This window comes from Halorussus halobius, assembly GCF_004765805.1.
Classification (GTDB): Archaea; Halobacteriota; Halobacteria; order Halobacteriales; family Haladaptataceae; genus Halorussus; species Halorussus halobius.
In genome coordinates this window covers 361,507-387,373 of the sequence record NZ_SBIU01000003.1, presented here as the reverse complement: position 1 = coordinate 387,373, position 25,867 = coordinate 361,507, and the positions used below count along the sequence as shown (strand labels likewise).

At 59.1% G+C, this 25,867-nt stretch carries 34 protein-coding genes and 1 pseudogene; 18 read left to right on the top strand and 17 right to left on the bottom strand.

Annotated features, from left to right (window positions below; all coding sequences use genetic code 11):
* Positions 1 to 14 precede the first annotated feature (14 nt).
* Both EPL03_RS19925 and EPL03_RS08720 read left to right on the top strand, forming a co-directional pair.
* Positions 15 to 191, top strand: a complete 177-nt coding sequence (locus tag EPL03_RS19925; RefSeq protein WP_168216218.1) for a hypothetical protein — start codon at positions 15 to 17, stop codon at positions 189 to 191.
* Positions 188 to 1,858 (top strand): DUF7845 domain-containing protein, encoded by a 1,671-nt coding sequence (locus tag EPL03_RS08720; protein WP_135828954.1) that lies wholly within the window; start codon positions 188 to 190, stop codon positions 1,856 to 1,858. The genes EPL03_RS19925 and EPL03_RS08720 overlap by 4 nt, the downstream gene beginning before the upstream one ends.
* Before the next feature lie 276 nt (positions 1,859 to 2,134).
* Here the strand turns inward: EPL03_RS08720 and EPL03_RS08715 are convergent, their stop codons facing one another.
* The 7 genes from EPL03_RS08715 to EPL03_RS08690 all read right to left on the bottom strand — a co-directional run bounded on the left by EPL03_RS08715 (position 2,135) and on the right by EPL03_RS08690 (position 7,343).
* Entirely contained in the window at positions 2,135 to 2,509 is a 375-nt protein-coding gene (locus EPL03_RS08715) for a hypothetical protein (protein WP_135828953.1), read from the bottom strand.
* Between the two features lie 178 nt (positions 2,510 to 2,687).
* Positions 2,688 to 3,854, bottom strand: coding sequence for a hypothetical protein (locus EPL03_RS08710; protein WP_135828952.1), 1,167 nt, complete (start codon positions 3,852 to 3,854; stop codon positions 2,688 to 2,690).
* Positions 3,855 to 3,856: 2 nt separating this feature from the next.
* Positions 3,857 to 4,675 carry a hypothetical protein gene (locus EPL03_RS08705; protein WP_135828951.1) on the bottom strand — a complete coding sequence of 273 codons (819 nt, stop codon included), beginning with the start codon at positions 4,673 to 4,675 and terminating at the stop codon, positions 3,857 to 3,859.
* Positions 4,672 to 5,280, bottom strand: coding sequence for a hypothetical protein (locus EPL03_RS08700; RefSeq protein ID WP_135828950.1), 609 nt, complete (start codon positions 5,278 to 5,280; stop codon positions 4,672 to 4,674). Before EPL03_RS08700 ends, EPL03_RS08705 begins: the two co-directional genes overlap by 4 nt.
* A 2-nt stretch (positions 5,281 to 5,282) precedes the next feature.
* Positions 5,283 to 6,776, bottom strand: a complete 1,494-nt coding sequence (locus EPL03_RS08695) for a hypothetical protein (protein ID WP_135828949.1) — start codon at positions 6,774 to 6,776, stop codon at positions 5,283 to 5,285.
* Positions 6,769 to 6,924, bottom strand: coding sequence for a hypothetical protein (locus tag EPL03_RS19920; protein WP_168216217.1), 156 nt, complete (start codon positions 6,922 to 6,924; stop codon positions 6,769 to 6,771). The genes EPL03_RS08695 and EPL03_RS19920 overlap by 8 nt, the downstream gene beginning before the upstream one ends.
* Before the next feature lie 26 nt (positions 6,925 to 6,950).
* Positions 6,951 to 7,343, bottom strand: a complete 393-nt coding sequence (locus tag EPL03_RS08690; RefSeq protein WP_135828948.1) for a hypothetical protein — start codon at positions 7,341 to 7,343, stop codon at positions 6,951 to 6,953.
* A 116-nt stretch (positions 7,344 to 7,459) separates the two neighbouring features.
* Between EPL03_RS08690 and EPL03_RS08685 the strand changes: the two genes are divergently transcribed.
* Both EPL03_RS08685 and EPL03_RS08680 read left to right on the top strand, forming a co-directional pair.
* Positions 7,460 to 7,663 (top strand): hypothetical protein, encoded by a 204-nt coding sequence (locus EPL03_RS08685; RefSeq protein ID WP_210424943.1) that lies wholly within the window; start codon positions 7,460 to 7,462, stop codon positions 7,661 to 7,663.
* 241 nt (positions 7,664 to 7,904) lie between these two features.
* Positions 7,905 to 8,165, top strand: a complete 261-nt coding sequence (locus tag EPL03_RS08680) for a DUF7386 family protein (RefSeq protein WP_135828947.1) — start codon at positions 7,905 to 7,907, stop codon at positions 8,163 to 8,165.
* 1 nt (position 8,166) lies between these two features.
* Here the strand turns inward: EPL03_RS08680 and EPL03_RS08675 are convergent, their stop codons facing one another.
* Positions 8,167 to 8,688, bottom strand: coding sequence for a hypothetical protein (locus EPL03_RS08675; protein WP_135828946.1), 522 nt, complete (start codon positions 8,686 to 8,688; stop codon positions 8,167 to 8,169).
* Between the two features lie 32 nt (positions 8,689 to 8,720).
* Positions 8,721 to 8,993, bottom strand: coding sequence for an ArsR family transcriptional regulator (locus EPL03_RS20735; protein ID WP_135828945.1), 273 nt, complete (start codon positions 8,991 to 8,993; stop codon positions 8,721 to 8,723).
* A 394-nt stretch (positions 8,994 to 9,387) separates the two neighbouring features.
* On the opposite strand from EPL03_RS20735, the gene EPL03_RS08665 reads away from it, so the two are divergent.
* The 9 genes from EPL03_RS08665 to EPL03_RS08645 all read left to right on the top strand — a co-directional run bounded on the left by EPL03_RS08665 (position 9,388) and on the right by EPL03_RS08645 (position 12,481).
* A complete protein-coding gene (locus EPL03_RS08665) occupies positions 9,388 to 9,642 on the top strand; it encodes a hypothetical protein (protein WP_135828944.1) in 255 nt (84 codons plus the stop codon).
* Positions 9,639 to 9,812, top strand: a complete 174-nt coding sequence (locus tag EPL03_RS19915) for a hypothetical protein (RefSeq protein ID WP_168216216.1) — start codon at positions 9,639 to 9,641, stop codon at positions 9,810 to 9,812. The genes EPL03_RS08665 and EPL03_RS19915 overlap by 4 nt, the downstream gene beginning before the upstream one ends.
* Positions 9,809 to 9,943 (top strand): hypothetical protein, encoded by a 135-nt coding sequence (locus EPL03_RS20630; protein WP_280178841.1) that lies wholly within the window; start codon positions 9,809 to 9,811, stop codon positions 9,941 to 9,943. Before EPL03_RS19915 ends, EPL03_RS20630 begins: the two co-directional genes overlap by 4 nt.
* Positions 9,940 to 10,110: a hypothetical protein gene (locus EPL03_RS19910; RefSeq protein ID WP_168216215.1), complete on the top strand. Its 171-nt coding sequence runs from the start codon at positions 9,940 to 9,942 to the stop codon at positions 10,108 to 10,110. The genes EPL03_RS20630 and EPL03_RS19910 overlap by 4 nt, the downstream gene beginning before the upstream one ends.
* A complete protein-coding gene (locus EPL03_RS08660) occupies positions 10,107 to 11,147 on the top strand; it encodes a tyrosine-type recombinase/integrase (RefSeq protein WP_135828943.1) in 1,041 nt (346 codons plus the stop codon). The genes EPL03_RS19910 and EPL03_RS08660 overlap by 4 nt, the downstream gene beginning before the upstream one ends.
* Before the next feature lie 241 nt (positions 11,148 to 11,388).
* Positions 11,389 to 11,622 carry a DUF7563 family protein gene (locus EPL03_RS08655; protein WP_135828942.1) on the top strand — a complete coding sequence of 78 codons (234 nt, stop codon included), beginning with the start codon at positions 11,389 to 11,391 and terminating at the stop codon, positions 11,620 to 11,622.
* A 99-nt stretch (positions 11,623 to 11,721) separates the two neighbouring features.
* Complete coding sequence (locus EPL03_RS19905) at positions 11,722 to 11,883, top strand: hypothetical protein (RefSeq protein WP_168216214.1); 162 nt, start codon at positions 11,722 to 11,724, stop codon at positions 11,881 to 11,883.
* A gap of 75 nt (positions 11,884 to 11,958) precedes the next feature.
* Positions 11,959 to 12,228 carry a type II toxin-antitoxin system HicB family antitoxin gene (locus EPL03_RS08650; protein ID WP_135828941.1) on the top strand — a complete coding sequence of 90 codons (270 nt, stop codon included), beginning with the start codon at positions 11,959 to 11,961 and terminating at the stop codon, positions 12,226 to 12,228.
* A gap of 1 nt (position 12,229) precedes the next feature.
* On the top strand, positions 12,230 to 12,481 hold the full coding sequence (locus EPL03_RS08645; RefSeq protein WP_135828940.1) for a type II toxin-antitoxin system HicA family toxin: 252 nt from the start codon (positions 12,230 to 12,232) through the stop codon (positions 12,479 to 12,481).
* A 43-nt stretch (positions 12,482 to 12,524) separates the two neighbouring features.
* Here the strand turns inward: EPL03_RS08645 and EPL03_RS08640 are convergent, their stop codons facing one another.
* From EPL03_RS08640 to EPL03_RS08625, 4 genes are all read right to left on the bottom strand, one after another.
* A complete protein-coding gene (locus EPL03_RS08640) occupies positions 12,525 to 14,633 on the bottom strand; it encodes a type B DNA-directed DNA polymerase (RefSeq protein WP_135828939.1) in 2,109 nt (702 codons plus the stop codon).
* A gap of 8 nt (positions 14,634 to 14,641) precedes the next feature.
* Positions 14,642 to 14,935 carry a hypothetical protein gene (locus tag EPL03_RS08635; protein WP_135828938.1) on the bottom strand — a complete coding sequence of 98 codons (294 nt, stop codon included), beginning with the start codon at positions 14,933 to 14,935 and terminating at the stop codon, positions 14,642 to 14,644.
* Positions 14,922 to 15,617 carry a P-loop NTPase family protein gene (locus tag EPL03_RS08630; RefSeq protein WP_135828937.1) on the bottom strand — a complete coding sequence of 232 codons (696 nt, stop codon included), beginning with the start codon at positions 15,615 to 15,617 and terminating at the stop codon, positions 14,922 to 14,924. Before EPL03_RS08630 ends, EPL03_RS08635 begins: the two co-directional genes overlap by 14 nt.
* Before the next feature lie 102 nt (positions 15,618 to 15,719).
* Positions 15,720 to 16,751: a Cdc6/Cdc18 family protein gene (locus tag EPL03_RS08625; protein WP_135828936.1), complete on the bottom strand. Its 1,032-nt coding sequence runs from the start codon at positions 16,749 to 16,751 to the stop codon at positions 15,720 to 15,722.
* A gap of 364 nt (positions 16,752 to 17,115) precedes the next feature.
* Between EPL03_RS08625 and EPL03_RS20455 the strand changes: the two are divergent.
* Positions 17,116 to 17,628, top strand: a pseudogene (locus tag EPL03_RS20455) (DNA adenine methylase); the annotation flags it as partial.
* Positions 17,629 to 17,935: 307 nt separating this feature from the next.
* Here EPL03_RS20455 and EPL03_RS08615 read toward each other — a convergent pair.
* Both EPL03_RS08615 and EPL03_RS08610 read right to left on the bottom strand, forming a co-directional pair.
* The gene (locus tag EPL03_RS08615) at positions 17,936 to 19,027 is read right to left on the bottom strand and encodes a DNA cytosine methyltransferase (RefSeq protein ID WP_135828935.1); all 1,092 of its coding nucleotides are present in this window, start codon (positions 19,025 to 19,027) and stop codon (positions 17,936 to 17,938) included.
* A 121-nt stretch (positions 19,028 to 19,148) separates the two neighbouring features.
* Positions 19,149 to 20,030 (bottom strand): HNH endonuclease, encoded by an 882-nt coding sequence (locus tag EPL03_RS08610; protein WP_135828934.1) that lies wholly within the window; start codon positions 20,028 to 20,030, stop codon positions 19,149 to 19,151.
* An 82-nt stretch (positions 20,031 to 20,112) separates the two neighbouring features.
* Between EPL03_RS08610 and EPL03_RS08605 the strand changes: the two genes are divergently transcribed.
* From EPL03_RS08605 to EPL03_RS08595, 3 genes are read left to right on the top strand one after another with little or no spacing between them, the layout of a single operon-like run.
* A complete protein-coding gene (locus EPL03_RS08605; RefSeq protein WP_168216213.1) occupies positions 20,113 to 21,273 on the top strand; it encodes a restriction endonuclease in 1,161 nt (386 codons plus the stop codon).
* A gap of 2 nt (positions 21,274 to 21,275) precedes the next feature.
* Entirely contained in the window at positions 21,276 to 23,246 is a 1,971-nt protein-coding gene (locus EPL03_RS08600) for an ATP-binding protein (protein ID WP_135828932.1), read from the top strand.
* 19 nt (positions 23,247 to 23,265) lie between these two features.
* A complete protein-coding gene (locus EPL03_RS08595) occupies positions 23,266 to 24,006 on the top strand; it encodes a hypothetical protein (protein ID WP_135828931.1) in 741 nt (246 codons plus the stop codon).
* Positions 24,007 to 24,154: 148 nt separating this feature from the next.
* Here EPL03_RS08595 and EPL03_RS08590 read toward each other — a convergent pair whose 3' ends face one another.
* A complete protein-coding gene (locus EPL03_RS08590; RefSeq protein ID WP_135828930.1) occupies positions 24,155 to 24,709 on the bottom strand; it encodes a hypothetical protein in 555 nt (184 codons plus the stop codon).
* 420 nt (positions 24,710 to 25,129) lie between these two features.
* Between EPL03_RS08590 and EPL03_RS08585 the strand changes: the two genes are divergently transcribed.
* Positions 25,130 to 25,351: a hypothetical protein gene (locus EPL03_RS08585; RefSeq protein WP_135828929.1), complete on the top strand. Its 222-nt coding sequence runs from the start codon at positions 25,130 to 25,132 to the stop codon at positions 25,349 to 25,351.
* A 98-nt stretch (positions 25,352 to 25,449) separates the two neighbouring features.
* On the opposite strand, the gene EPL03_RS08580 is transcribed toward EPL03_RS08585, so the two are convergent.
* Positions 25,450 to 25,851 (bottom strand): helix-turn-helix domain-containing protein, encoded by a 402-nt coding sequence (locus EPL03_RS08580; RefSeq protein WP_135828928.1) that lies wholly within the window; start codon positions 25,849 to 25,851, stop codon positions 25,450 to 25,452.
* Between the last annotated feature and the right edge of the window lie 16 nt (positions 25,852 to 25,867).

Sequence of the window (25,867 nt, the reverse complement as noted above, 5' to 3'; positions counted from 1 at the left end):
GCAGGTGAGAACCGATGAAGTGCAGGAAGTGCGGCCGCGAGTTCGACGCCGACGACGCGAAGGTTCTGCTCGACCGGCTCGGGGCCGATGGAGAAGTGATTTGTCCGGAGTGCCAGCCGAAGTTTCCCCGCAACCGACAGTTCACGCCCTCCGACCCGTACGCCGTCGCCGAGAGCGGAGGTGACGCGTGACGGTCTACGTCGACCTTGCGCCCCACGAGTTCGCCGCGAACTTCCTCTACACCCACGGCGGTCTCACGCCCTACTTCGCGGCGGACTCAATCGTGAAGCGCCACGACGGGAGTCACGCTACCGAGTTCCGAGACGCCGGAGAAAAGTGGGTTGCGAAACTCTACTACCAATCCTCGGGTATCGTTCATCCCGGAGGCTACACCACAACCGGGACCGAGTGGAGCCTACATCCCCACACAGACGGCAAGGTAGACACGATTAGCCGGGAGTATCGTATCCACGTCTTCCGACACCCCGACGAAGACCCAGTAGAAGAACAGAAGGTCAACTATCACATGGCCCCGCGCTGGCAGGGCATGAAGACCGTCAACAACGAAGGCGAGGTCTCCGAGTTCTCAATCCCCGACCAAATCCGCGAGGGCGTGAACATCAAGGCGAAGGGTGCGAACATCGAGTTCGACCGCTACGAGACACTCCTACAACGAGCGGCGGACGCCTTAGACCTCAACTCTCGATATTTCCAGAACCCCCACGACCACAGCAACGTGCAGGATGCCGAGCGGTACGTCCGGCTCCACACCGACCGGAGCGGCCCGGTCCACGCCCGCGACGGCCCGATAGCCCAACTCGGTCACCTGCTCGAAAGCGACCGCGAAGGCTACCGGAAGGTCGTGCAGAACGACGACGACGGCCACAGGAACAACCTGCCGGGATACTACCATACCGTCACCCTTGGGCCGAAGCGCGTCCGAGAGGCGTTCCCGTCCCACGCTCTCCCGAAAGAGGTGAAGCACTACTACGCGAGAGAAGCGTACCAGAAGCCCGACAGCGACCCCCTCGCACACCCGAAACTCGGCGCGTCGTATCAGGCGAACCGTTGGGACCGGAAACTCGGGGTCGAGAAAGACGACCTCGCCCAGTTGACGCGCGAGCTTGAGGAGACCGTCTTGTCGGTCCTCGCCGAGGCCGGACTGAACGTCCGACCAAGTGAGGGCGCAGACCCCGACGCTGACCCCGACCCTGACCGCCAGTTCGTTCCGGACGCCTACTTCGAGCCGACGGAGAGCGACCGAGAGGTGTCTATCGTCTCTCTTGACCTGACCGAGTTGGAGCAGAAGCAAGAGAGCATCGTCATCCAGCACGTCGCCGACGGTCTCTCTCCGGTCGCGTGGGAGACCTTAGAGACGCTGGTTACGGACGGTGGCACGGTCTCGCCCGACGACGTGGCCGAGCAGTACGACCGCCACGCCGGAAGCGTCCGGCGAGCCATCAAGCAACTCCCTGACCTCATCGAACACGACTACGGGGAGATTAAGCTACGGTCGGACCACATCGCCGAGTACGTCTACGAGGCCGTGCAGGACGCCCAAGACGCGACGCGCCGCGCGGTCGAGGCCACCGCGAGAGCGAAAGAGGCCGCAGAGAGAGGCGTTGACGAGACGACCGGCGCGTTCATGGCATGGTGTGCGCGTGTGGGCATCGAGGTAGACGGCCGGCGAGACGCCCGGCTCACGCTTCGATTCGACGGCGTGAACAACGTGACGCGGAAGGCCAAGCGCGCCTACCAACTCTGGTGTGAGGCCGGGAAAGACCCACAACGGTTCCGGTCGGCTAAGTTGGACCTCGGAGAGAAGGGCTACTGTCCGGCGTGGCAGGCCCTCGGATAGCGGCCGACTTGTGAGAGGCATCACTATCCAGACACCTTTTTTATACAAGTGCAGTTGTGGTTATAGGGCTGAGTCCCCCAACCTGATTTTCATTAGTGCGGTGGCCGGGTGCGTGGCCCGGCCACCCCCACGCCGGGAATCGAACCGCAGGTGTTCGATTCCCGGTTAGGGGTGTGGCTAAGGCCACAATCCCAAAACACCACCGCCGCCGGTTGGCCGAGCGCACGCGAACCCGGCCCCTTGGGGCCGCGCGAAAAATTTGACCCCACCCCTCCGTCAGAAGACGGTCTTCGGCCGGAGCTTCGTCTGCCGACTCTCGCGGTGACCGCCAGCGCCGTACCACGTCTCGGCCGGAAGGCGCGAGGCGTGCATCCGCGTCATCCGGAGAACCGTAATCCCACGGCCTCGCTTCTTGTACAGCACGAACACGTAGTGGCCGCCCTCGGACTGTAGCCGGTCGTGGTACTTCTCGAAGATACGGAAACGCGGCGCGTCCCGGCCCGCGTCGCAGGATTTGATTTCGACCGGCGTTCCGTCCGAGTCGAGCGCGTCGCACCAACTCGTGTGAACGCCGTCGCGGACGAGTCGATACCGCTCGGCCGCCTTCCGCTCGGCCAGCGACCCGTAGCGATTCGCGCGGCTACTCGGCATCGCTCGAACTCCCGCGCGAGTTCGGCCCGCGCGTCGCGCGTCCTATATATGTAACTCCTCCGTCAGTTATCGACGAGGACCGCGCGCGGTCATGGCCGGGTGGCCCGGCAGGGCCAGCCGCGCGGCTATGACCCAAGGGGGTGGCACTTTCGCTATGCACCTTTACACCTCCGCGCCCTCACGCGATTACCTCCTCGACTCTGGCAAGCGTCTCCTCGTGGCGGTCCTCCTGCATGTACTCCGTCCATCGAGAATTGACCCATCCGTGGCTGTAGGGCACGTACTCGGCGGTTTCGCGGTCGCTCATTCCTTCCTCCTTGCACCGAATCGCGGTCCAAATCGCGGTGGCGCGGGCGGCCTCGTCCGGTTCCCATTCGTCCTCGTCGCCGTGTTCGGACCACGACCAGTCGCTAGCTTCGAGCGTGTTGAACTGCCAGTCCGTCGGCGGGACGCCCTCTATCTCGAACTGCACGTCCCGAATCTCGCCGGACTTGATGGAGTCGGCGACCACGGCCTCCTTCTTCGAGGTCTTCTTGATGACGACCCCGACCCGCCACAGGAGCGGATGAATCGAACTCTCGTCGTGAGCGATGTAGACGAGTGTGCCGCCGTACTTCCGGATTTTGAACACCAGCGGCCCCATCCGCTTCCGAACGAGGTGGCCCTGTTTGCCGGACCCCGACGCGACCGAACTGAACTCGTCGCCCATGAACAGCTTTGGCGTCTGGCGGTGTTCCAGCGGGTCTCCGTCCTGTTTCACCCACTCCTCAAGCGTCCCGTAGTCGGACACGAACCCGTCGCGGGCCTCGCCATCGCGGTCGGTCCAGTCGTCGCGCTCGCGCAGGCTCCCGATGTTCGTCCCGACGAGACCGCTCGGGTTGTGGTCCTTCCACCGTTGGCCGAGCAGACACGCGAAATCCGTCTTTCCAGCGCCCATCTCACCGATGATGACGATTACCGGCGCGGGTCCGGTAAGTAGGTTGTCGACCCGGCCGATGGCCTTCATCCCGGACACGTCCGCCTGTCGGTCGGCGTCGCCCGTGAGGTGCTTGAGCGCCATCGTATCCCCGGTCTCCATCGCGGTCCGGGCCACCTCGGTCGCGGCGAGCGAACGCATCTGGCGCATCTCTCGCAGGTCCTCGGCGCGCCCCGGCGCGTGGCCCACGTCGTCCCACTCGGTCGGGTCGTGTTCCTCGCTCTGGACCGCCATGAAGCGGCTCACCGACTCGTCGCGGACGATGCCCGAGAAGTCGTGTGCGTCCGGTTCGCGGCTTCCCTTCCCCTCGACGTGTTCGCGGTACTCGGCCGCCGTGTAGAGGTCCTGCTGGTCGGTTCCCTCGGTCATGGTCACGGCTCACCTCCGCCGTCGGTCGCGACCGACTCGCCGCCGCTGGCGGACGGCGCGCCCGATTCGCTCCCGGCCACGTCCGGGGTGATGCCCTCGCGCGACAGGTCCTCGGGGAGGTCGTCCATCTCGTCGATGCTCGGCAGGTCGTCGGGGTCGGCGTCGGGCACCTCGTCTTTCGCGTCCTCGATGGCCTCGCTCACGGCGTTCGGGTCGAGGTGCTTGCCGCGCTCGCGGGCCTCGGCGGCCGCGTTGATGAGCTTGTGCTGGATGCGCGACCCCATCCACTCGGCGAGGTCGCGGACGGTGAGCAGTTCGCGGTAGTGGTCGAGCAGCGTGCTGTAGAGCTTCCGCTGGTGGTTCTTCGAGGTGAGGAGCTTGGTGTCCTCGGCCGCCGAGAGCCACACGCCTTCGACCACGAGGTCCCCGGTCTCCTCGTGGTACTCGTACTGTCTGACCGCCCACGCGCTCCCGTCGTTGACCGGCCACGGGTCCGCACCCTCGACGGTCTTGTCCTTCCACGTCTCGGGCGGCACGAGGTGCTTTTCCAGCACGTCCTCGGCCGCGTTGACGTGATGAACCTCGACCCAGTTGCGAACCCGAACCCACCGGACGAACTTGATGAACACGAGGAACAGCGGCGGGCCGAGCATCATCAGCGCCACGAGGTAATCGGTCACCCACGTCGGGAATTGCGGAATCGACGGGTCGAACCACCATAGCGCGAATCCGACCGCGACGATGGACGCCGCGACGAGCAGCTGGGCTTCGGCGACGATGAACGTCACCCGGTCGCGCCAGCTCGAGAAGGTCGGCTTCATCGGTTCGCCACCTTCGGTTCACTCCGCTCGGCCCACATCTCGTATCCGGCCGCGAGCAGCGCCATCAGGACCGCGATGCTCGCGCCGCCGACCCATCCGACGGTCGTGGAGTCGCCCGCGAAGGGACTGCCGACGCCCACCGAGCCGGTCCGAAGCAGGGCGGTCCCGCCCGGTGATGAGACTTTCACGGCCGCGCTCCCGTCGACGGTCTCGGCGTCGACGCGAATCGTGGTCGTTCCCGCGCCCGGATTGAACGTCTGACTCTCGGCGTCGACGTCGACGACGCGCGCACCCTCGCCGTCACGAAGCTGGGAGACGAGCGCGCCGTTGTCGGTGACCTCAACCTCGTACGGGAGGTCCATCTGTAGCGTGATGTGGAACTGCCCGTCCTCGTAGCGCCAGCGCGTAATCTTCGTCACGTCGCTCAGTTCGTGGGTGACGTTCGAGGACGCGACGCCGACCGATTCCGAGGTCGTGGCCGCCGTTGCGTTCGCGGTCGTCGTGGTCGTCGCGTTGGTCCCGGCCGAGGTGGTCGTCGCGGCTCCCGCGACCGGAACCAGCAGCAGCGCGATGACCATGACCGCGAAGGTGCGCGTTCCGAGCATGGTTACTCCCGTAGGACGACGAGCAGGACGACCCCGCCAGCGAGTGCCGCGCCGACCCACATCGGAACGCTTCCATCCCCGAAGCCACCGCCTCCGCCGGAGTCGGGTTCGCGGTTCTCGATTTCCTGCCGGAGTTCGAGTAGCTCCTGCTGTTTCTTGAGCAGTTCGTTGGTGTTCGCCGTCCGGTAGTTGTACTGGGTCGTTTCCTGCGTCTCGACCTCGGAGCCGTCCTTTGCCGTCATCGACAGAATCGTGAAGGTCTCTCCCTCGGCGAAGTCGATTTTCGAACTGTTGGCCGTTGCCATGAAGACCGGCCCCTCGATGTTCGCCGTATCGTACTGGACGCCCGTTTCCCACGACCCGTTCGGGGCGTTTTCAGCAAGCACGAGACCCGTGTAGTTCTGGTTCTGGTACCGAACCGTCATCGTGCCGGCAGTCGACATGTTCGGTGTCTGGTAGCCCATCAGGGAGAGCGCGGCCGTGCTTTGATAGAGTCCTTCGCTCTCATTCGCGCCGCGAACCCCGTACTCGAACATAGCAGTATTGGCGGAAACAACGTCAGAGGCGTTTATCTGGCCGCTCTCGAAATCAGAGTAGGTTGCTGCGACGAAATTCTCAGCTTCTGTTTGAAGCTGGTCGTTCATCGTCTCGATTCGGTTCCAGCGGTCCGTTAACCCACTAGCTGCCGTCACGTTCTCAGCCTCGAAGTTCTGGTTTGGAGCCTCGATGGTAACCCAAACCTCAACGACATCCCCATTTTTCCAGCCGTCACCTCCGTCTAAACGCATCCAACTATTATCGTCATAAGCTGCATCATGGGTTAGATAATAATGATCCCTATGACTACCATTAACGAGTTCTAACGTAGACACGGCATCACGATTATAGAAATCAGAAGTTTCATGGAATTTATTTGGCTCATCCCCGCCCCACGTCGATTCATTCCCAGCTTGCTCGATAGAAACAAAATCGGAGGAAATCCCGTCTTCCATCTCCGACTGCCCTTCAAGCGTCATTATCTGCTTCATCGTCGTGTTCCACTGCTCGATGAGATTGATTTGTTTCACAGCGTAATAATCAGCAATCGCTTTGCGTGCCTCGGCCTCGGCCTCGGCTTGCGAAGCCCCGTCTTGATAGGCCTCTGCAACAGCAGTTTCAACTTTCATCCACGCGACAGATTCCGTATCGTTAAGGTAATTGTCAAACGGAGCACTCCACGCTTCAGACCCTGCTTGAAGCCCTGTACCGGCAGAGTAGATGTCTACTTTCTCCTGTGATGCATCGGATTCTTTCATATCCTGAATCGCATCGTCGACGTAGGCCGCCCGAGAACAGTCCTCGGCGTTGACCGCGCCGAGCGTCAGGAACATCACGAAGTCGTCGAGATTCGAGCAGTTGCCTTTCTCGGCGGCGACCGCCGTTCCAGCGCCGGCCGGGATGCCCGCCGAGACGACGAGCAGCGCGACGAGCGCGACCCGGACCACGGCCTTAGACACGCTCGACCACCTCCGTTCGGACGCCGCCGTTCTCAAGCACCTCGCGGACGCCCTCGGCCGTCTCGTCGTCCATCCCGACGAGCAGGATTCGCCCGTCCGTGTGGTTCGCGTACTGTTCGTCCGAATCTGCGGAAAACTCGGTTGTCATGGGTTGCTGAAAGGGAATCCGCTACGTTACTTCCACGCGATGAGCGTGTAGCCAGCGATGCTCAGGACGGCCGCGACCGACCCCCAGACCTGGGAACCAGTCACCGCTTCGCGGACCGGCGGGATGAGCGACACCGCGACGAAGATGACGACGACGCCGATGGCCGCCGCCGTCTCCACCTCGTCCAGCTCGCCGAGCGGGACTTGGTTCGTCGCCCACGCGCCAGCGAACGAGACGAGTCCGATGACGAACCCGACCGTGATGGTCACGCCGTCGCCGGACCACAGGGCGTCGCCCATTCCGTGTTCGTAGAGGCTGACTTGGCCGATTTGCGTTGCGCCAATCACGCTGACGAGGTACGACAGACCGAGGAGGTAGTCGGTCAGGTCGATTTCGCCAGCACGGTGTCCTATCGACATTGCGAGCGGGGCGGCCACCCGCCGGCTCTTAAATTTCAGGAAAAGTATAGCGACAGTAGCTTGCCGGTAACCCATCACGAACAGTTAAGTTCCGGCGGGTGGCCGCGCCGGACGCGATGTTCCGAAAACTCCGTGACCACGACGGAACGCCAGTCGTCGCGCTCGACAAGGACGAACTCGACATGGACGGGGTTCTCACCGAAGACGGTGAGGTACCCGACGGGAAGCAAGTCCATCTCTCCCGCGTCGGCGAGGGTTCGTACCTCGTGCGCGAGGTGACCGACGACGGCCTCGCGGACCTGTCCGAGGTGTTCCAGTGACCGACGAACCCCGAGAAGCGGGTGTTCGAGCGCGAACCCATGGGGTCGCGCTCAGATGTATCGGCCATCCCGAATCTATGCACCCTCGCGGCCACGGTCGCCGCGCGAGGTGCATAGAATCGGCCCGGCCCGCCCCGCGCTCCGGCGCGGTCGACGCGCTCGACCGGCCGGGGTTTAAGTCGCACAGCCAGCCAGTGACCCCAGAACGACGCCAACCGACCCCCAGTACATACGCTCACTTATGACCCGACGCACCAGTCTCAAGCTCACCGACGACCGACAGCGCAAGCTCGACCGAGCCAGCGAAATCGTCGCCAGCGACCCGGCCGACGACCCGCCCATGTCCGACGTTCTCGACGCCGCGCTCACCCACCTGATTCAGAGTGCCGGGAACCTCGAAGACGTGCGAACCGAGTATCCGCCGCAGGAGGTGAAGGATTGCTGTAACACCGACGTTCTCGGGCTTCGGTACCGGACGAGTATCGAGAGTCAGTGGCGATAGGCTATCTCGATCTGTTCTTCCCGACCACTTCCGAGACCGACGCGGCCACGTCGGACTCACTCGGCGGTAGCCAGTACGTATCCGTTCCGGCGTCGGTCTTTACGTCGACTTGAATCTCTCCGTCTGGCGTGTCGAATGTGTCATAAATCAGGTATCCCGCGCTGACGATAACAATCAATCCGACAAGTAGCATGATTCTGCTTTGCGCCCCACTGCTGTCAAAGGCAAGCACAGAAACCAAAATCCCGACAAGAAGCGCCAAACACCAGAATCCTGCTTGCACCCAGTCGACTGCTTTCGACCCGAATTCCTGAATCTCGACGCCCCGAGCGCCGTCCGTGAGCGACGTACTCCGAATATCTCGCATCGAGCGGCCGTCTTCGGTCTTGTCTTCCATCGAGACGACCCGCGAATCCGTGACGACGACGACCTCACTCGGCCCCGTCCAACCGGCCTGAATCTCCTCGTTCGCCGAGAGGTGCGAACTGATTTCCTTTCGCTGGCGTTCCGCTGTCGATTGCATCAACTCGACCTGTCGCGCTCGAAAAATAAAGATTAATCTTCTAAGTCGTCGGCGTCGAGTTCGCCAGCGAGGTACGCGCGACCCTTCTCAGTAATTCTGTATATCCCACGGTTTTCGTCGTAGTATTCGACTAATCCCGCTGAGTGAAGTTCTCTAAGCCGATTTCGTACGTGTGAGATTTGGTAGTCTACATTTGCCTGAACTACTGCTGGACTCGCATTGATTGGGCGATTGCCCTCGTTCAGCAGGAACTCCAAAATAATGTCGTCTGCGCGAGTCATCCATTCAACCCGAGGGCGGCGCATCTGATTGGAACCATACAAATCCAGATGTTAGTTTGATTGGTTCTGATTTAATAGTAGCGCAAACAATACGATATAGCGTATCGTTTGATACACTAGTACTAAGTGCCCCCACTGATATGTCGCTCTCACGGAGCAAATCGCGGACCCGTCGCTCGCCGATGGGTCCCTCGAAAAGCGGACCCCGCTGTTAGGGCAGCGGGTCCGCGTGAGCCTCCGTAAACAGGCTACGGAAGCCATGTACGAGAACATCGCGCGGGGTCTTGAAAGCCCCGACCGACCGGCAGTATCGCGCGCTCGACCAATCCAAGCTCAGACGCGACGAGCGGTTACAGTTTCACTTTCACCGCGTGCAAGGATTCGAGCTTTTACCAACCCGTTCGTCGCTCGGACCTGTATGTCTGAAGAAATACGTCTCGAAGACGAGACTGACCGATGGCGGTGGGTGTGTCCGCGCGGTCATCGGACGTGGGAGCCGACGAACAACCACTTCTGGTGTCAGTCCTGTTCGCGCCAGCGCGGCGTCGACGGCGAGTTCTCGAAGCTTCGGAACAAGGCGACCGGCGAGGTCTTCGAGCGGGAGGACCTGCGACTGGTGACGCCCGCCGGCCCGTACCCGGACCTGTGGAGCGGTCGGGAGGGGTCGGCGTGACGGTCGAATCGCTCATCTGCGCGGTCTGTGGTCGGCCTGTCGCGCTCGACGAGGACCACCGTCGCGTGCGGTCGACGAAGAAGCGGATGGACGACCGCGACAGGCCGACCGACTACTACCTACACGAGCAATGCGCTCGGACGGTCTTCGAAGGGTGGTGGTCGCCGTGACGGCGAGCCGCCAGACGACGCTTGACCGATTCGTCGGCCGGTTCACCTGCGACTGTGGGGCCGTCCGCTGGACGTACGCCGGACTGCTGAAACACCGGTCGGCCCGACGCTGCTGGGAGGGGTCGGCGTGACTGAGCGCCCGCCTTTCGTTGACCCGCACGCCGAGTTCGCGGTGTGTCACTTCTGCGGGCAGACGTGGGACCCCACGGAGGTCAACGGATTCGACCTGTCGAGAGAGGAGGACTACTACCCGGACATGGTTCCGGTCTGCCCGGAACACGCGGGGGGATGCCGATGAGCGGACCTGACGACCTCGACCCCATCACGCCCGACGCCGCGCTCGACTACTACCTCGATGAACGACGGTACGACCTCGCGGATTCGACGTACAGGACTCACAAGACCCGAATCCAGTCGTTCGTGGACTGGTTGGAGGAGCAGGACATCCACAACATGAACGAGGTGGACCTCCGGACCATCCATTCCTACCGGGTCTACAAGCGCGAGGACAACGGCGAGGAAGACACCTGCAACGGGACGACGATGCAGGGGCAGGTTTCGACGCTCAGGAAGTTCTTAGAACGGTGCGTGGACCTGAAGGCGGTTCCCGAGGAGCTACCGGAGCGGGTTCGGTTGCCGACGGTGCGGGGCGAGGACCAGAGCGACGACCGCAAGCTCGACGCGGGCCGCGCGAAGGCGATTCTCGATTTCCTTCGGGAGTATCGGTACGCGTCGCAGGAACACGTCGCGCTCCTGTTGATGTGGCGTACGTCGGCCAGACGCGGCGGGATTCGCGCGCTCGACCTTGAGGACTACGACGCCGAGGACCGGGCGGTGTGCTTTCGGCATCGGCCGGGCGAGGGAACCCCGTTGAAGAACGAGGGGACGGGCGAGCGCGACGTGTCTCTCCAGCCGCACGTCGCCACTGTCGTCGAGGACTACATCAGCGGGCCGAACCGCTACGACGTGACCGACGAGTTCGGCCGGAAACCGTTGATTACGACGAAGCAGGGGCGTCCGTCGCTTTCGACCGTCCAGAACTGGATTTACCGGGTCACCCGGCCGTGCGAGATTGGGGAGACCTGCCCGCATGGCGAGGACCCCGAGACCTGCGAGGCTGCGGACTACGACCGAGCGAGCAAGTGCCCGTCGTCGCTTTCGCCGCACCCGGTTCGCACGGGGTCGATTACGGCCCACCGGGACGCTGGAACGCCGCGACAGGTCGTGAGTGACCGTGGTGACGTGAGCGAGCGGATTCTTGAGAAGCACTACGACAAGGCATCGAAGCGCCAGCGGATGCGCCGTCGACGTGACCAGCTTCCGGAGGAACTGTGACCATGACCCGCGACACCACTGATTCCCGAGTTAAGACCGCATCGGCAGAACGAAATCCGTATCCCGCGTTGGCCCATCCCGAAATCGGGCGTTCTTCAGCCCACACGTTTCTACGGACTCAACGACTGACAGCCGCGATTTCGCGGCTTCCGCGAAATCGGGAGCGACCGCAGTCTGATACTCTCGGGCGGTTCTCTACCGCACCCCCGCGCAGTCCGTCGATTCTCGTAGCCGAAACGGGGTGGTCGGCGTGACGACCGTTTCGGCGGCCGCCGAGCAGGGCGAGCGCCACCACTGCGGGACGTTCGTCACCGACGAGTTCCGACGCGTCTTCGGCGACGACCACGACCGCGCGCACCGCTGCTCGGAGTGCGACACCTGCGCTCGTCTCTCGCACGGCAGCGCTGTCGGCGTCGACGTCGAGATTCCCGACCCCGAGACCTCGCCCGGTCGCCATGGGGGTGAGCCGGGGTGAGCGGGTTCGTCCGGGCGAGCGAACTCTCCGATGTCGAGGCGGGCGTCGCGCTCCCCATCCGGCCGAACAGACCGCCGACGTTCCCGGAGGCCAGAAGGCGTGAGTTCCGGCGCTCCTGTTGATGCTTCTGGCCAGACCGACGCCTGTGCGGACCGTGCGAGCGATCCGAGTGATGGAGCCGTCGTCCTCGTGGACGAACCGAACGCCATCGGCCTCCCGTCGTCGCGTGGTGTGCTCACCATCATCGCGGGGTACAGGTAACGCGGTGAAAGGAGTTTGGCTGAGCTCGTGGCTCGGCCGAACGCTTATCCCGATCATCCCGTAACTACGACTATAATGGCCAGTTCCACCCGAGACGGAAACGCCCACGACGAGGAGATTCGCCTGTGGCGCGAGGACGGCTGGTGGATCGCGAAGGACGTCGATACGGGCGTCACGACCCAAGCCCAATCGCGTGCGGCCGCGCTGGAGAACCTTGACGAGGCCGTCGCGCTCCACCACGACGAGATCGGGCGCGAACCGACCGACGAGGAACTCCGGGAGCTGGGCATCGACCCCGCGACGAACGCGACCGGCGACGAGGAGCCGCCGGACGTCCTGGAGTAGGATGAGCCGACGCACGTTCTCCGGGCGAGAGGTCGTCAAGGTGCTGGTGAACGCTGGCGGGTTCGAGTGGCGGCGGACGACCGGCGACCACGCTCAACTGTACTACGAACATCCGACGAACGAGGCCGACCGTCGGCAGGTGACGGTCCCGCTGCACGACGAACTCCGGACCGGGACGCTCCGAGACATCGCCGACAGCGCCGGCGCGCAGGACTTCGACGCCTTCTGCGAGTGGCTCGACCGCAACGCGTAGCGAGACAGCTTTCGTAGCGACTCTCGAAGGAATCGACTCATCCCTATGTATCGGCGTAGGACGCTAAACTCGCGTCGGTCCGATCGGCGAGATACTCCGCAATATCGGACTGTCGCCACCCGAGCGGAGAAAGGACGCTTTCGGCCGCCCGGAACAGTCGTTCTGCGTAGAAGTCCACGTCGTAGTCCGTCGCGTCACTGGCCAACTGGACGCGGTCGCGCGACTGCTTCGAGTCGTCGACGACCACGTAGTTGACCCGCTGTCCCGGTGAGAGACCCCGGCCACTATCGCTCGCGCGCCGTAGGGCGGCTACTGTACGCGTCGAACGGGCGTACTCCTCGGCGTGCTTCGAGGTCTGCTGCTCGATCACTAACGCCTCCGGAGGAACGTCACCGGTTCGGAGGCGGCGCAACTCCTGTTGTAAGCGGTCGCACACCGCTTCCGCCGAACGGTACTCGTCGAACGTCTCGACGAGCGACTCCTGCACGTCGGCGATGAACGGTGGTGTGCTGTGCTGGCGGCACTCGATTCCCCGGTACTTGTACTCGTCCGCGTCAGCCAGCGACCCGAAATACTTCGTCAGCGCGCCAGCGTCCGAGTTCCGCTGTGGAACGAACGCCGACCAGTCGTACGTCGCCTCGTGTTCGAGCCGAATCCCAGCATCGTCGGTGATCTGGGATGCGACTGCATCGAGCGGTTCCTGTTCGGACCCGTCCCGGGCGGTGACCCAGATACTGTCGACGATACCGTGGACGACCTTCCAGCCGCCGGCCTCCAGGACGCCCTTGGCGTCGAGCAGAATCTCCCGCGCGAAGGCGTTGATGGCCTCGTGGCACTCGATACGACCGAACTTCGCGTTCGAGAACCCCTGATATCCGAAGCAGGAGACGAGAATCCACTTGATTGCCCCCGACCGACCCTCCAGTTCCGCGAGTCGCTCGGGGTCGTCCGTCTCGGCGATTTCGGCTTTGATTGCGTCGCGGTCGTCGACGAGGGGCTGGAGGACGTCCGGCAGGTATCCCCGTTCGTCGCAGATGCTATAGCCGAGTCCCGGGACGTCCTCACGGTCGGCGTGACAGTCGCATCGAATCCTCTCGGGGGAGACGTTGTACTTGCAGATGATGTTGGGGTACAGCGACGAGAAGTCGAGTTCGTGGACGTTCTCGTGGACGCCGACGTCGGGGGAAAACGTGAACCCGCCACGGTCGGCGTCGTTCAGCTGGCGCATCGTCTTGAACTGCTCCGGTCGCCACGCCCGCCACGGTACGAGCACGTTTCTGGAGAGGGCTTCCCGAATCTGGATGGCGGTCAAGACGTTACCGATGGACGCCCAGGAGAGTTCCTGGAGGGGTTTGCCCGACCGGCGGACGAGGTCGACGCAACCAGCGATGTTGGTCTCCCGGTAGAAGAACGTGTTCGAGCGGTCGAGGAGCACGCGGCCGGGAACGTTGTACCGCGCGGGCGAGTGACCGACCCGACCGTAGCTCGTATACGTCGATTCCCTGGCGAGTTGCTGGAACCCCGACCGTCGGCCGAGTTGGAGGTCGTAGCCGAGTCGGTCCGCGAGGGCGTGCAACTCGGCGAGCAGTTGGGCGGAATCGACGATGAGTACGTCCGGGTCCGCCCGGTCCACGAGTTCCTCGATGCGCGTGAGTGCGACGCTCGGCGACCGGCCCACCTGCTCGCCCCCCACAGTCAGTGGGGGCAGTTCGCAGTCGCCGAACTCGTGAGCGCGTCCTTCGATGGAGAGCGTAGTGAGTTCCGTCCTGGGAGTCGGCGAGCGGTCCCGTTCGAGGCAGTAGCGGAACTCCTGCGAGAAGTCCACGTTGAAACACCGATACTCGCCGGGGTCGCCCCACTCGCGAATCCAGCCGGCGAGTTGCCTGACTTCGTCGACGTGGGTACAGTCGACCCGGAGTACCTGCTCGGCGTCGTGCCGGAATCCAGGTCGCCACTCCTCGAATCGCGTTCGGGCGACCGCCGGGAACTGCTCGAGGACGTTCTGTGCATTCGAGAGGGACTCGGCGTCACCTTCGCCGAGGCCGACGTAGAAGGTGGGCGTGTAGTCGAGGACGCGCTCGCTCGTCGCACCGTCGTCGGTCAGCGACCACTCGACGACCTCGCCGTCGAAGAAGTCGATTTTGAAGGGCATCGTCCCTCCTATTCGGTCGAGTCGTCGCTGTCACCGGCGTCGGGAGCGGTGGACTGTTCGGCTTCCAGTTCCGCTTCGAGATCTTGGATGCGCTGCTCGTGAGCGAGGACCATCGAGAACAGTACGACCACCATCGGGTTCTGGTGGTTGAGGTAGCCGCCCGCGTCGGCGTACTGGCGGGCCTCCTCCCAGAGCTGGTCGAAGCGGTCCTGATCGGGTCGCCGAAGGGCGCGGCGGTAGTCCTGCCAGTTGCCTTCGAGCGACCGGAGGACGTCGCGGAACGTCGGGTTAGTACGCCCCATTCGTGGTCACCTCCGGCGTCGGAGTGGTTGCAGCGTTCTCGGCCGACACGCGGGCCTGGAGGACGCGCTTCCAGAAGGCGAGGGTCGTCTGGACCCAGCCGTTCTCCATCGGGTAGACGAGCGTCTCGAACTCCTCGCCGACGAACCGTGGGCCGAACTTCGTTTGTTCGCACCGGAGCGTCTCCTTCGCGGCGGCTTCCAGCGGGTCCGCGAACGAGTCTCGCTTCGAGCGGGTGAAGACGGCCGGGACGTCGTACTCGTTGGTGAGCCGGGTGACGGTTGCCAGCGCCCGGAGCATGTGGTCCTGGCCCTCGTCGGCGTAGGCTTCCGCGTCGCGGTACAGGTGGTCGAAGGCCGGACAGACGACCAGCGACGTGTCCTCGTCGAATTGGTCCGGGAGTCGCCGGACGAGCTCGTAGTGCTGATTCGCAGTAAACCCACGGGCGACGTGGATGCGGTCGAGGACGCGCGTGCTGGGCGCGAGTGACGCGAGCGATTGAGAGACCGCGTGACCGCCGGCGTCCACCCACATCGCCGAGCCGTCGTTCATGAGGAGGTGGTCGAGGACGAGCGAGTGGAGCGGTCCAGTGGCCCGTTCGTCGCCTTCCACGTCGAGGAGACGGACGCCGGCTTCTAACTCGGGGAGTTCCGGTGGCCCATCGTTCTGTCGAGTCGGTCGCATACGCACTGATACGTGGGGTCTTCGGATAAGCGACGCCGCGCGCCTTCCGGAAGTTCCGGGACATGCGTAACCGCCACGAATCAAGGAGTGGCGGCGCGGTACCTACCGTTCTTCGAGGTTTCCGAATGTTTCCGAAACCGAGCGGTACGTTCGATTCCGGCTCGCCCCCGCTGCCTCGATGACGTCGTACTGGTCCATCTTCGAGAGGTAGTTGCGGACCGTCCGGTCGGTCTTCGGGTCGTCGATTCGCTCCTTGTACTCCTCGTAGAGGTCGCTCGGCGAGATCTCCTCGTGTTCCTCGATGATTTCGTAGAGGGTTCGCTGGTGGGGCGTCAGCGTCTCGACGTCCTTCTCGTGGCGCTCGGCGCGGGCCTCCGGCATCGAGGTCTCGATGGCCTCGTCGGCGATCTCGTCGGCGTAGTTCTGGTGGGCCTGCCGGGCGGCAGTCCGCAGGATGCTGAGCGCGACTCGGGCGTCCCCGGCGGCGGCGTCGGCGATGGTGGCGAGCTGGTCCTGGGAGATGACGCCCTCCTCGAGGCCCCACTTGACGCGGGCGTCCATGATGGAGACGAGTTCGTCGGCACTGTAGCGGTCGAAGCGCACGCGCTCGCTCCCAGTGAGGCGGCTGGTGAGGCGTTCGTCGGCACTCGCGAACAGCTCGCGCTCGCGGTTGGCGATGAGGAGCATCGAGAACTGCGGGAGTTCGTGCAGGTGGTAGAGCAAGCTTTTGTCTTCCAGTTGGTCGGCCTCGTCGAGGATGACGACGCAGGGCGGGCCGTCGTAGTTTCGGAGACGCTCGTAGAGTTCGTCGCGGGGCGTCGACTGGCGGTGGATGTCGACGGTGGTGCCAAGGCCGTCGAGGAGGCGGTAGAGGGCGCGATACTCGGTGAAGTTCTGCCAGCAGTTGACGTACTGGTACTCGACGTCGAGGACCTCCTGGCGGAGTTGTTCGGCGGTATATTTGGCGAGGCAGGTCTTGCCAGCGCCGGAGGGGCCGAGCAGGAGGGTGGTGTCGGCGGGGTCGCCGTCGATCAGGGGCTTGAGGATCTCGGTGAGGTGGGTGACCTCGGCGTCGCGATGCTCGACTTCTCGCGGGACGAAGCCGGTCCGGAGGACGCGAGCATCGGTAATCATTGGTTGCGGTATCCGGCTACTGGGACTTAAAGGAAGAGGCTGGTTTCCGGAAGTTCCGGAAGTGGTCTCAGGGATGCCGCGACGCGAAGATTCAACCACATGTGGCGTCGAGCCTGCGCGAACCAACTCGACGTCGACCCCGAGTTCTGGGAGCTGTACGACCAGAAGACCGGCGAGACGGTGCCGCGCGAGGAGATCGTGCTGAAATCCTGACCGACGTCCGAGCCCTCGTTTACTTTCACTTCCGGCCTACTATCGAGCGACTTTCATACCGTCGCCGGTCGCGTCGAGCATCGTATGGTGAGTATCCGACCCCGGACGACGGTCGACCAGAGACGTAGCGGACAGCCCGAGGTGACGCGGTGTGCCTGACGCGGTGTTCCCGTTCCCCGGCGGGAAGTCCCGGCTGGCGTCGTGGATTCTGGAGTACGTCCCGGAGCATACGTGCTTCGTGGGGGTGTTCGGCGGCGCGGCGGGCGTCCTGGTGAACGAGGACCCCGAGGCGAGTAGCGGGGAGGTGTACAACGACCGCGACGGCGACCTCGTGCAGTTCTTTGAGGTGCTGCGCGAGCGCCCCGACGAGCTGGTCGAGTGGCTGGAGACGGTTCCGTACTCGCGGGCGGTGCATTCGGAGTGGGTCGAGGCGTTCTACAACGGCTACCGGCCGAGCGACTCGGTCGAGCGCGCCGGGCAGTTCTTCTACCTGCGGTACGCCCAGTGGGGCGGCAAGTACGCGTCGAACAGCGGGTTCGTGACGAGCAAGGTGAACAATCAGGCGCAGGGGTACGCGAACAAGATCGACCGGCTGGAGGAGTTCGCCGCGCGGTTCGACGACGTCGTGCTGGAGAATCTGGAGTGGAGCGAGGTGTTCGAGAAGTACGACGGCCCGGAGACGGTGTTCTACTGCGGCCCGCCGTACGTGGGCAGGGGTACTATCCCGTCTCGGCAATCGAGCACTCGGCGTTCGTCGAGGCGCTGGGTGAGTTGGAGGCGGACTGGGTGGTGTCGTACGCGGAGCTACCGGACGGGCTGGCGGAGTATCGGGTTGTGGGTCGTGGTGAGCGGAACTTCATGGGAACGGGAAGAGCGGGAGTGCGAAGCAGACGCGGGAGCATCTGGTGATGAACTTCTGAAACTTGAGCAAAACAAAGAGTCGGTTATGAGGGGTGATGGTAGATGGGTTACTAATCTTGTGTTGCTGTTTGAAGTCTTTTTTGAGGCCCCTCGTTTTCAACGTGTTGAACAAGGGTTTCTCCAATCGCCTTTGCGAGTCGAACAGGAACGGCATTGCCTATCAGCTTCCCCATAGATTGTACGCTCAGATCGTCTTCCGAGGAGACGAATGAGTAATCCTTCGGGAACGTTTGAAGGATTGCCCCTTCTCGAACAGTAATGGCTCGATCCTCTTCAGGATGACCGAATCTGCCACTACCATAATTGAAGAACCTAGTGGTAATAGTTGGTGCAGGGTCCTTCCACTTCATTCGACCATACGAAGCCGTGTATTTTCGGCCACTATCTTTGGTGTGACAGTTCAATCTAAGATCTTCGGGCCAGTCTTCCCACGTTCCGCCTGGTTCGGAATTTCGAATTCGTTTGATATTCTTTTCCGAGAGCCCTCGAGCGGTATGGAGAAAGTCGTCGTCGGATGTTTCCCCTTCCTCAAGTTTCGCAAGGTCATATCGTTCGAGTTCTGATTTCACCGTCACCTCATCTGGGTCATGGGTAGGATCCTGAAGTTCAATATGGCCGTGCTTGGAGGCCAGTAGAACCAGTCTCTTCCTCTGTTGTGGAACTCCATATTTCGGGCAGTCCACAACCCCATCCCAAATCATATAGCCGAGTTCCTTTAGACGAGATTGAAAATTCTCATAGGGCTCATGTTTTCGAACCTGTGGGACATTTTCCATAGTAACCAAATCAGGTTCAACACCAGCGATTAAGTCCGAGAATTCCTCCATTAGTCCCCACTTCTCATGGTTATCTGCACTGTTCTTGTTCCCATTGCTCATCTTAGAATATGGTTGGCAGGGCGCGCAGCCAGCAATCAGAGTATGATCTGCTTCGCCGGCTGAAAGATACGGTTCGATATCTTCAACGGATACATCTGCCGCAATATCGGATTCTATAAACTCTACATCAGCGTTGTTTTCCACATACGGATGCCTGCACTCAGGTTCTATATCAAATCCTGCTTGTACGTCTATACCAGCCTCTTGAAGACCATAAGTAAGACCCCCTGCCCCACAGAATATATCGACAGCGCGGATGCTCATAAGAAGGTCCTCCGGACCCAGGGTTATAAAACTCACCGAACCGGAACGAAAGTAATAGACTTTTGTGATTATCTCTCCCGGCTATTTAGACTGTACAAGAATCGGCAGTCTGGGCTTTGGTTTAGAATTGAACGATACCCTCATTATGATACCTGACGCATCTTTCATCTATATCATGTTCTTTCTTTCTCCGTAGTTCGGTACCATCCACTTTTGATTCATACGCATGGTTGATTTTGAATGTTTGTGGGTCAATCCTGATTCGGCCAAAATCAAAGTCAGCGTGGTGGTTTGGACAGAGAACTAGGATATTGGACTTTTTATCCGCTCCGTTGTGTGGTTTGCCAAGTGGTCTAATATGATGACCCTCTGCATATGGTTCCCCATTGTTCCTTCGCCGCTGATCACCACAAACTTGGCAAGTATATTCATATTGCCCTTTGAGTTCTTTCACGAGTGCCGTGTTTCTAACGATACGGCTTACTGTAGATTGGGTTTGAGGGGGCTCTTTAGTATCAGTTGATTGTTCAGAATTGTCTACCTGAAGGGGAGAAGGAATTTCAGAGTCACCCTCAACTGGTTCCAGCAGGAACTCGTATATGTATCGTCCGTTATCTGATTTATATTCAAAACTGATTACTTCAACCATCCCTCGATATTCCCACCCTTCCCTAGCAACTGATTGATAAAATAAGAAAATTGGCACGGGCGTATCAATGGCATTACGGAGAGCCTCATTCCCCCGCTTCAGTTCTTGATTTTCCTCTTTTGGGTCTTCAACGCCGTGACCTTGTGGATCCTCACCAGTGAAGCGGAACTGCTCAGTACCAAGATCATCATTATACCTGCCCTCCTCCTTCGCAAAGAGCCAGATGTATTTCTGTCCTTTCTCGTCGTATCTTATTTCGATTCCTTTGCCGGTAACCCCTTGATCAAATACTTCTTTGAAATCTGCTTGTGAGAGGCGCTCTCCAACTTTAATGTCAATTTGTTCTAATCTCATGTTTATCAAGGTACACAGTCTATTTCAGTCCAATATTGACTGTGGTACATTTAATACCCCATGGTGTCTATCATCCAGGCTGATGAGTAAGGCTCAGGAGCGGGGTGAAACCATCACTCGTCTCCAAGAGATTGACCGCTACGAATTTGAGGACTTTGTAGCGGAGATCTTTGAGCTCGCCGGATGGGATACTGAGGTGACTCAGGACTCAGCCGATGGCGGGGTTGACGTTATCGCTCACAAAAACACACTCTACCAGGAAAAGGCATCAATACAAGCCAAACGACCTGACCCAGGGAACAAGGTTGGGCGACCAGAGGTACAACAATACTCTTCGATTGACCGTAGTGATATCGATACAGATATCGTCATATTAGCGACTTCCGCCGCATTCACTAGAGGAGCTTATGAGTTTGCCAGAGATAAAAACGTAAAACTCATTGATGGTGCCATGTTGGCTGGCTTCGTCGAAGCGCAGGAAGCAGAAGAGATACTTGATGAATATGCTCCCTCTATCGAAAGTATCAATTTGGACGCCGAAGAGGTGTTTTCGCCGGTAGAAGAGCCTCGCAAACAGTATTTGAGAAAGAGGCCTATTGAGGCGTCAGCTCGTATCTTCCGAGAAAAGGACCTCATCGATGCTGTTGGAATGATACAGAATACGGAAGTCGGACTACAACAAATTAACTGTCTTGATAGGCTTAGGCAGACAATTTTCGATTCGGATGGAGAAATTCCCATCGATGTGTTTCAGGAGTATCCTCAGGTGATAGACCAGAACTGGTATGACGTAGAGCGACTAGAGGGCGTAACTGATGAAATCATCCATTCTGCTGATGGGGGGAGGGTAACACCATCTGATTTCGAGATACTGTGCTTCTCAAATGAAGGGAGTATATTTGTATCGGTGCTTCTCGCGCCTACGAATCAAGTAGGCCATCAAGAATTTTCGTTCCTTGAAGCATGTGTTGACTCAGTAGCCAAATTGTCCTCAGCAACGGATGATAATCCGAATGGATGTATCTATGGCGGAGAGCTTGGTAATATCGAGCGAAGACTAGGAAGGAACCGTGATTTTGGAATTACCGCAAGTACATACTCTAAAGCGTTAGAACGGACCGTTCAAGTTAATCAGGAACTGCTCAGCGCAGTGAAACCTTATTTCCGTGTCTCCGAGGACCAGGACACCCTTGAAAAGATAGACCAGCTCCAAGACGAGGTTAATCAAAGCCGTACCCAATAACAATGAGCGACTCAGAAACTAACCCCACGAACAACGAAATCGAAGAGCCCGATTTGACAATGACGCTGGACATGAATATTCTCCAGCATCTCGGGCTAAAGATGTACACGAGCCTTCCGGCAGTCATCTCAGAATATGTCGCCAACGCCTGGGACGCTGGAGCGACAGAGGTTGATATTTCTGTGCCGACAGAGGAGTCGATGAGCGAGGATTACGAGATTACTGTTTCCGACAACGGAATCGGAATGTCATATGACGAGGTCGAAGACAAGTTCCTCGTGGTTGGACGGAACCGACGCGACGATGAGAATAGGGATGTCGTCGAAATTCGTGGCATGGAAAGACCGGTTATGGGCCGTAAGGGGATTGGAAAACTCGCTGGCTTTGGTGTAGCCGGGAAAGTTGTTATAACGACGTACAAAGACGGCCAGTACGTGGAATTTGAGCTCGACTACGACCAGATGAAGGAAGAAGGGAACGAAGAGAACCCCGCGGATACCAGTACATACGACCCAGAAGTGACAGACTGGGGGACTGACGGTGAGAAGGACAACGGTACTGATGTAACTCTAACCGATCTTGACCGAGAAAGACAACCCACTCTTCGTTATATAAAAGAACGGCTTGCTCGTAGATTCTCCGTCCTTGATGAAGATTTCGTTGTACGGGTGAACGAAGAAAGGGTGGAACCCACTGATAGAGGAATCAAAAGGAAGTGTAACTATATTCGGGAATACAGTGAGTCTATAGAAGATACGCAGGGCAATGAGTATGAAGTAAAAGGTTGGATTGGGACCATGGAAGACCCCGTCAGTGATGATGAACAAAAAGGAGTTGCGGTCATGGCTCGAGGAAAATTGGTGCAGGAACCAACCTTCCTTGGAGTCACTTCATCGAGCTCTGGTCAATTCGATCTTGAGTACGTAGTTGGAGAGATTCATGCGGATTTCATAGATAAGGCCGACCTTGATTTGATTTCTACTGATCGGAGTAGCCTAGCTTGGGGTAAAGAACCAGCTACACAGCTACGTGAGTGGATTCGGGATGAGATTGTGGATGTCGCCGACGAGGGTGGCGACAAGCGTAGGGAAGAACAGGCTCGTGAAGCTAAGGAAACAGAAAGTTACGATGAAAGGATTACGGGACTCCCGGATGACAAGCAACAAGAAATAGATGAATTCATCGGGAAAGCCTCTGAACATCGTGATTTTAACTCGGGGGAAAAGGACGAATTCATCGAAAAAGTAGCCGAGAGCGCCCAACAAGAACTCTTTACGGACTTTCTCACGGATATGAAGGAGGTCGAAGTGTCGAATACGGATGCAGTGTTCGATCTCTTCGACCGGTGGGAGGTCATCGATGCTCTCGAATTGATGCAGGTTGCTCGAGGGCGTCTCGAGACAATCTCGAAATTCCGGGACTTAATTGAGTCGGATGCGAGGGACGACCAGCAGGTTCACAGGTTCATCTCAGAGAATCCGTGGGTCCTTGAGCCGAGGTGGGACTACGTTGACGATGAACCCGAATATAGGGAAGAAGTGAGCCACCAGTTCCCGTCAGAAAACGTGCACGACAATCCTAACGACCGTCTTAAAGTTCTTTGCTTGGGCTACGGTGAAAACCTGAATGTTGTCGAAATCCTCAGGCCAAACGATACTATCGAACGTCGACATCTGGAAAACCTCGAGATGTACGTGGACCACCTACGTAACTACGTCGTGGAGCAAGACGACATCTATCGTTCCGTGAGCGGATACGTGATTGGTGGAGAAATCTCCGACGCGGCCGAGCGAAAAGCTAGGCGTCTCGAAAGGGACGACATCTACGGGCGTACCTACGAACGAATGCAGCAGATCGCCGAGAACACCTTCGACCAGTTCCTCGATGTGTTCAAGGAGAAGGCCGAAAAGACCGGTGATGAACGCCTCATGAATCGAGTAGAGAGTTTGGAAGAAGAAGCGGCGGCCGATTAGCGGTACCTAAGAACAATATATGTTTGAATCACTATCCCCCTCAGTTACCGGTGGCATTCTAGGTGCAATAACGGGAGCGATATTTGGGTTTGGAGGGACATGGATTCACGATTATCGGAGAACGCGCAGAGAGAAAACCCGGTTAAAGAGAGCTATAGCTTCCGAGATACAATATATGTATGACTTTTTTGAGGATTTAGATGATGAAGACTCGGAGATTCCCACCAAAGCGATAGACTCTACGATTTCCACTTCGATTTATGAGGATAATGCTTCTAATATTGGTTTATTAAAACCAAGTGTGTCGGAACAATTAATAGAGTTTTATTCTCACGCATACAAACTCAAATACATGATTTCGAAGGTTGATGAACTTGAGGAAAGAGATGAACTGAGTGGTGAAGAGAATACTAAAAAAGAGGCACTAGAGGGTTTGATTTCTGGATTGGCTCCAGAGTTTAGGAGGTTAAGAGACGAGACGCTAAGGAAACTTGGTCATGAACCGTTTAATAGTGATGAGAACGGAGGATCTGGGGGTTCCAATGGAAATAACGAGCTAAAGGATTCTATGATACAGGCAAACAGATGGATAATAGCAGGAAGTACCGCAGTCATCGTTTCTAGTTTGCTTAGAAGTCCATTCCAGTTTTCCCGAATGAGTATAATCATCATCAGTATTTTCATAATTGGGACCCTTTGGGATTTTATTGTGAAATACATTGTCCAGCGGTGGGGGAGAAACTCACCGTCTCAAACTTAGTCCAGCTACTTTCGTTTCACAAATCGGATTCTTGGGATTCACTTACATCTAGACCGCCAGTGAGATTCTCCCAACCTTTCTCTGTATGAAATATCTTTCCTTATTCAACACCTTAGTTAAAAGTCCTCTCGACGATAGTACCTGAAAGTTACTTATTGTCTGGTCCTGTAATTACATCAAGTAATCGAAATGGAAGTTCGATAAGCCAGAACATCAGACCAACTCCCTTTTCCAGCAACCAGAAAGACTCCTCAAATGAGGTTTCCAATGCCCAAAAAGAGAAGGTGAGAGTCAGGACAAGCGGTTTGAGGATAAGAGCATCCAAAATTCCGCCATTCCCCATATTCACGTCGCGGGCGTTCCTTCGAATAGTATTCAGTTCGTTATCAACTTTGCTTTCATCCACCGCGTGTTCGTAGTCACGGCGGACCTCACCAACGTATTCCTCGGAGCAGTTGAGTACATCGGCGATCTCCCCATTCGTCATGTCGGGGTGTTTGATTGCGAGCGTAAGAATGTCCTCCTGTAAGTCGGTTAAGTCTATCATCAGTTCTATCGATGGACTAGCATGAGTCCGACTTGGATTTTTCCGTAGCAGAAACGGCCTATTCTTCGTCGGCTTCCAGCTCGCGTCAAGTTCGCCAGCGAGATACTTCGACCCTTCTTCGGTAATCTCGTACTTCCCCCGTTCAACTCGATCCACCAATCGATGGTCTATCAATTTTTGTAATCGACGAGTTACCCCCTCCCGACTTGCGTCAAGCACTAAAGAGTGATTTAAAAGTCACTATATAGTGAATAAATTTATTACGTACGGGTAAACATGTCGCTATCACGGAAGCAAATCGCGGACCCGTCGCTCCCCGATAGGTCCACAGAAATGCGGACCCCGATGCTGGAGACATCGGGTCCGCGTGAGCCTCGTAACCACGCTACGGAAGCCATGTACGCAATCGCTACGACGGGACTTGAAACTCCCGCACGACGACGCGCATCGACTTCGAACAACGCTCGCTAGCAAGCTGTCCAGTTTCAGTTTCACCTCACTATCGAGCCTTCTTTAAGTGCAATCCGTCGAAAGCGCCGGCCACGGATGCACCAACCGAACCGAGGTGACTCGCGCATGAGCGAGGCCGCCTCACGTACGTTCGCGCAGCTCCACGCGTTCGAGCGCGACTTGCTGTACGCGGTGCGCGCGCTTGAACGCGACGGCGTCCCAGGAGCGCGGACGCGAGCCGGCCCAGCGGTCGGGATTCCGATTGCGTCGTCGGTGTCGAGGTTCGAACGGGCCCGTCGCCGTGCCGAGTCGCTCGGGCTGTCCGCTCCGCTCGGGCGCGAGCAGTAGCGAGTGAGTTGAAGAAAGCACACAATATTGCTCGTCGAACGTCGGTCCGAGCGACGGCGACCGAACGAAAGGCGGAGCCTCCGGGCGTCCCGGTGGGCTCAGCTTTCGACCGACTGGGCGGTGACGTCGTCCTCGTACTTCGTCTCGAACTCCTGGATGAGCTGTCCCATCTTGGCGTACCAGTCGTTGAGCAGTCGCTGCATGTCGTCGGCGATGGTCGCCGGGTCGGTCGGCTTGTAGACGTGGTAGTAGCCGCCCTGGTCGTAGTTGACCTGCTCTTTCTGGATGAAGCCCGCCTGAAGCAGTCGCTGGACGGCCCGGTACGCGGTCGAGCGCTCGCGGTCGACCGCCGCCGCGATCTCGTCGACGGTCAGCGCTTCGCCGGCGTCGACGAGCGCCTGAAAGACGTCCTTGTCGAGCTGCTTGAGACCGTGGAAACACTCTAGAAGGCCCTCGCACTCCATGTCCTGCCGGAGTTGTTCAGCCATCGAGTCGGGCATCAGTATCACGCTCGGG

Bases quoted from the DNA above. Each gene is read 5' to 3' on its own strand.
- EPL03_RS08705 (WP_135828951.1), bottom strand. From the start codon at position 4,675: ATGAAGCCGACCTTCTCGAGCTGGCGCGACCGGGTGACGTTCATCGTC.
- EPL03_RS08625 (WP_135828936.1), bottom strand. From the start codon at position 16,751: ATGATTACCGATGCTCGCGTCCTCCGGACCGGCTTCGTCCCGCGAGAA.
- EPL03_RS08665 (WP_135828944.1), top strand. From the start codon at position 9,388: ATGTCTGAAGAAATACGTCTCGAAGACGAGACTGACCGATGGCGGTGG.
- EPL03_RS08710 (WP_135828952.1), bottom strand. From the start codon at position 3,854: ATGACCGAGGGAACCGACCAGCAGGACCTCTACACGGCGGCCGAGTAC.
- EPL03_RS08595 (WP_135828931.1), top strand. From the start codon at position 23,266: ATGTTTGAATCACTATCCCCCTCAGTTACCGGTGGCATTCTAGGTGCA.
- EPL03_RS08650 (WP_135828941.1), top strand. From the start codon at position 11,959: ATGGCCAGTTCCACCCGAGACGGAAACGCCCACGACGAGGAGATTCGC.
- EPL03_RS08715 (WP_135828953.1), bottom strand. From the start codon at position 2,509: ATGCCGAGTAGCCGCGCGAATCGCTACGGGTCGCTGGCCGAGCGGAAG.
- EPL03_RS08585 (WP_135828929.1), top strand. From the start codon at position 25,130: ATGAGCGAGGCCGCCTCACGTACGTTCGCGCAGCTCCACGCGTTCGAG.
- EPL03_RS08635 (WP_135828938.1), bottom strand. From the start codon at position 14,935: ATGGGGCGTACTAACCCGACGTTCCGCGACGTCCTCCGGTCGCTCGAA.
- EPL03_RS08690 (WP_135828948.1), bottom strand. From the start codon at position 7,343: ATGTCGATAGGACACCGTGCTGGCGAAATCGACCTGACCGACTACCTC.
- EPL03_RS08600 (WP_135828932.1), top strand. From the start codon at position 21,276: ATGAGCGACTCAGAAACTAACCCCACGAACAACGAAATCGAAGAGCCC.
- EPL03_RS08640 (WP_135828939.1), bottom strand. From the start codon at position 14,633: ATGCCCTTCAAAATCGACTTCTTCGACGGCGAGGTCGTCGAGTGGTCG.
- EPL03_RS08660 (WP_135828943.1), top strand. From the start codon at position 10,107: ATGAGCGGACCTGACGACCTCGACCCCATCACGCCCGACGCCGCGCTC.
- EPL03_RS08700 (WP_135828950.1), bottom strand. From the start codon at position 5,280: ATGCTCGGAACGCGCACCTTCGCGGTCATGGTCATCGCGCTGCTGCTG.
- EPL03_RS08580 (WP_135828928.1), bottom strand. From the start codon at position 25,851: ATGCCCGACTCGATGGCTGAACAACTCCGGCAGGACATGGAGTGCGAG.
- EPL03_RS08675 (WP_135828946.1), bottom strand. From the start codon at position 8,688: ATGCAATCGACAGCGGAACGCCAGCGAAAGGAAATCAGTTCGCACCTC.
- EPL03_RS19920 (WP_168216217.1), bottom strand. From the start codon at position 6,924: ATGACAACCGAGTTTTCCGCAGATTCGGACGAACAGTACGCGAACCAC.
- EPL03_RS20735 (WP_135828945.1), bottom strand. From the start codon at position 8,993: ATGCGCCGCCCTCGGGTTGAATGGATGACTCGCGCAGACGACATTATT.
- EPL03_RS19925 (WP_168216218.1), top strand. From the start codon at position 15: ATGAAGTGCAGGAAGTGCGGCCGCGAGTTCGACGCCGACGACGCGAAG.
- EPL03_RS08645 (WP_135828940.1), top strand. From the start codon at position 12,230: ATGAGCCGACGCACGTTCTCCGGGCGAGAGGTCGTCAAGGTGCTGGTG.
- EPL03_RS08610 (WP_135828934.1), bottom strand. From the start codon at position 20,030: ATGAGATTAGAACAAATTGACATTAAAGTTGGAGAGCGCCTCTCACAA.
- EPL03_RS08680 (WP_135828947.1), top strand. From the start codon at position 7,905: ATGACCCGACGCACCAGTCTCAAGCTCACCGACGACCGACAGCGCAAG.
- EPL03_RS08615 (WP_135828935.1), bottom strand. From the start codon at position 19,027: ATGAGCATCCGCGCTGTCGATATATTCTGTGGGGCAGGGGGTCTTACT.
- EPL03_RS08685 (WP_210424943.1), top strand. From the start codon at position 7,460: ATGTTCCGAAAACTCCGTGACCACGACGGAACGCCAGTCGTCGCGCTC.
- EPL03_RS08630 (WP_135828937.1), bottom strand. From the start codon at position 15,617: ATGCGACCGACTCGACAGAACGATGGGCCACCGGAACTCCCCGAGTTA.
- EPL03_RS08605 (WP_168216213.1), top strand. From the start codon at position 20,113: ATGAGTAAGGCTCAGGAGCGGGGTGAAACCATCACTCGTCTCCAAGAG.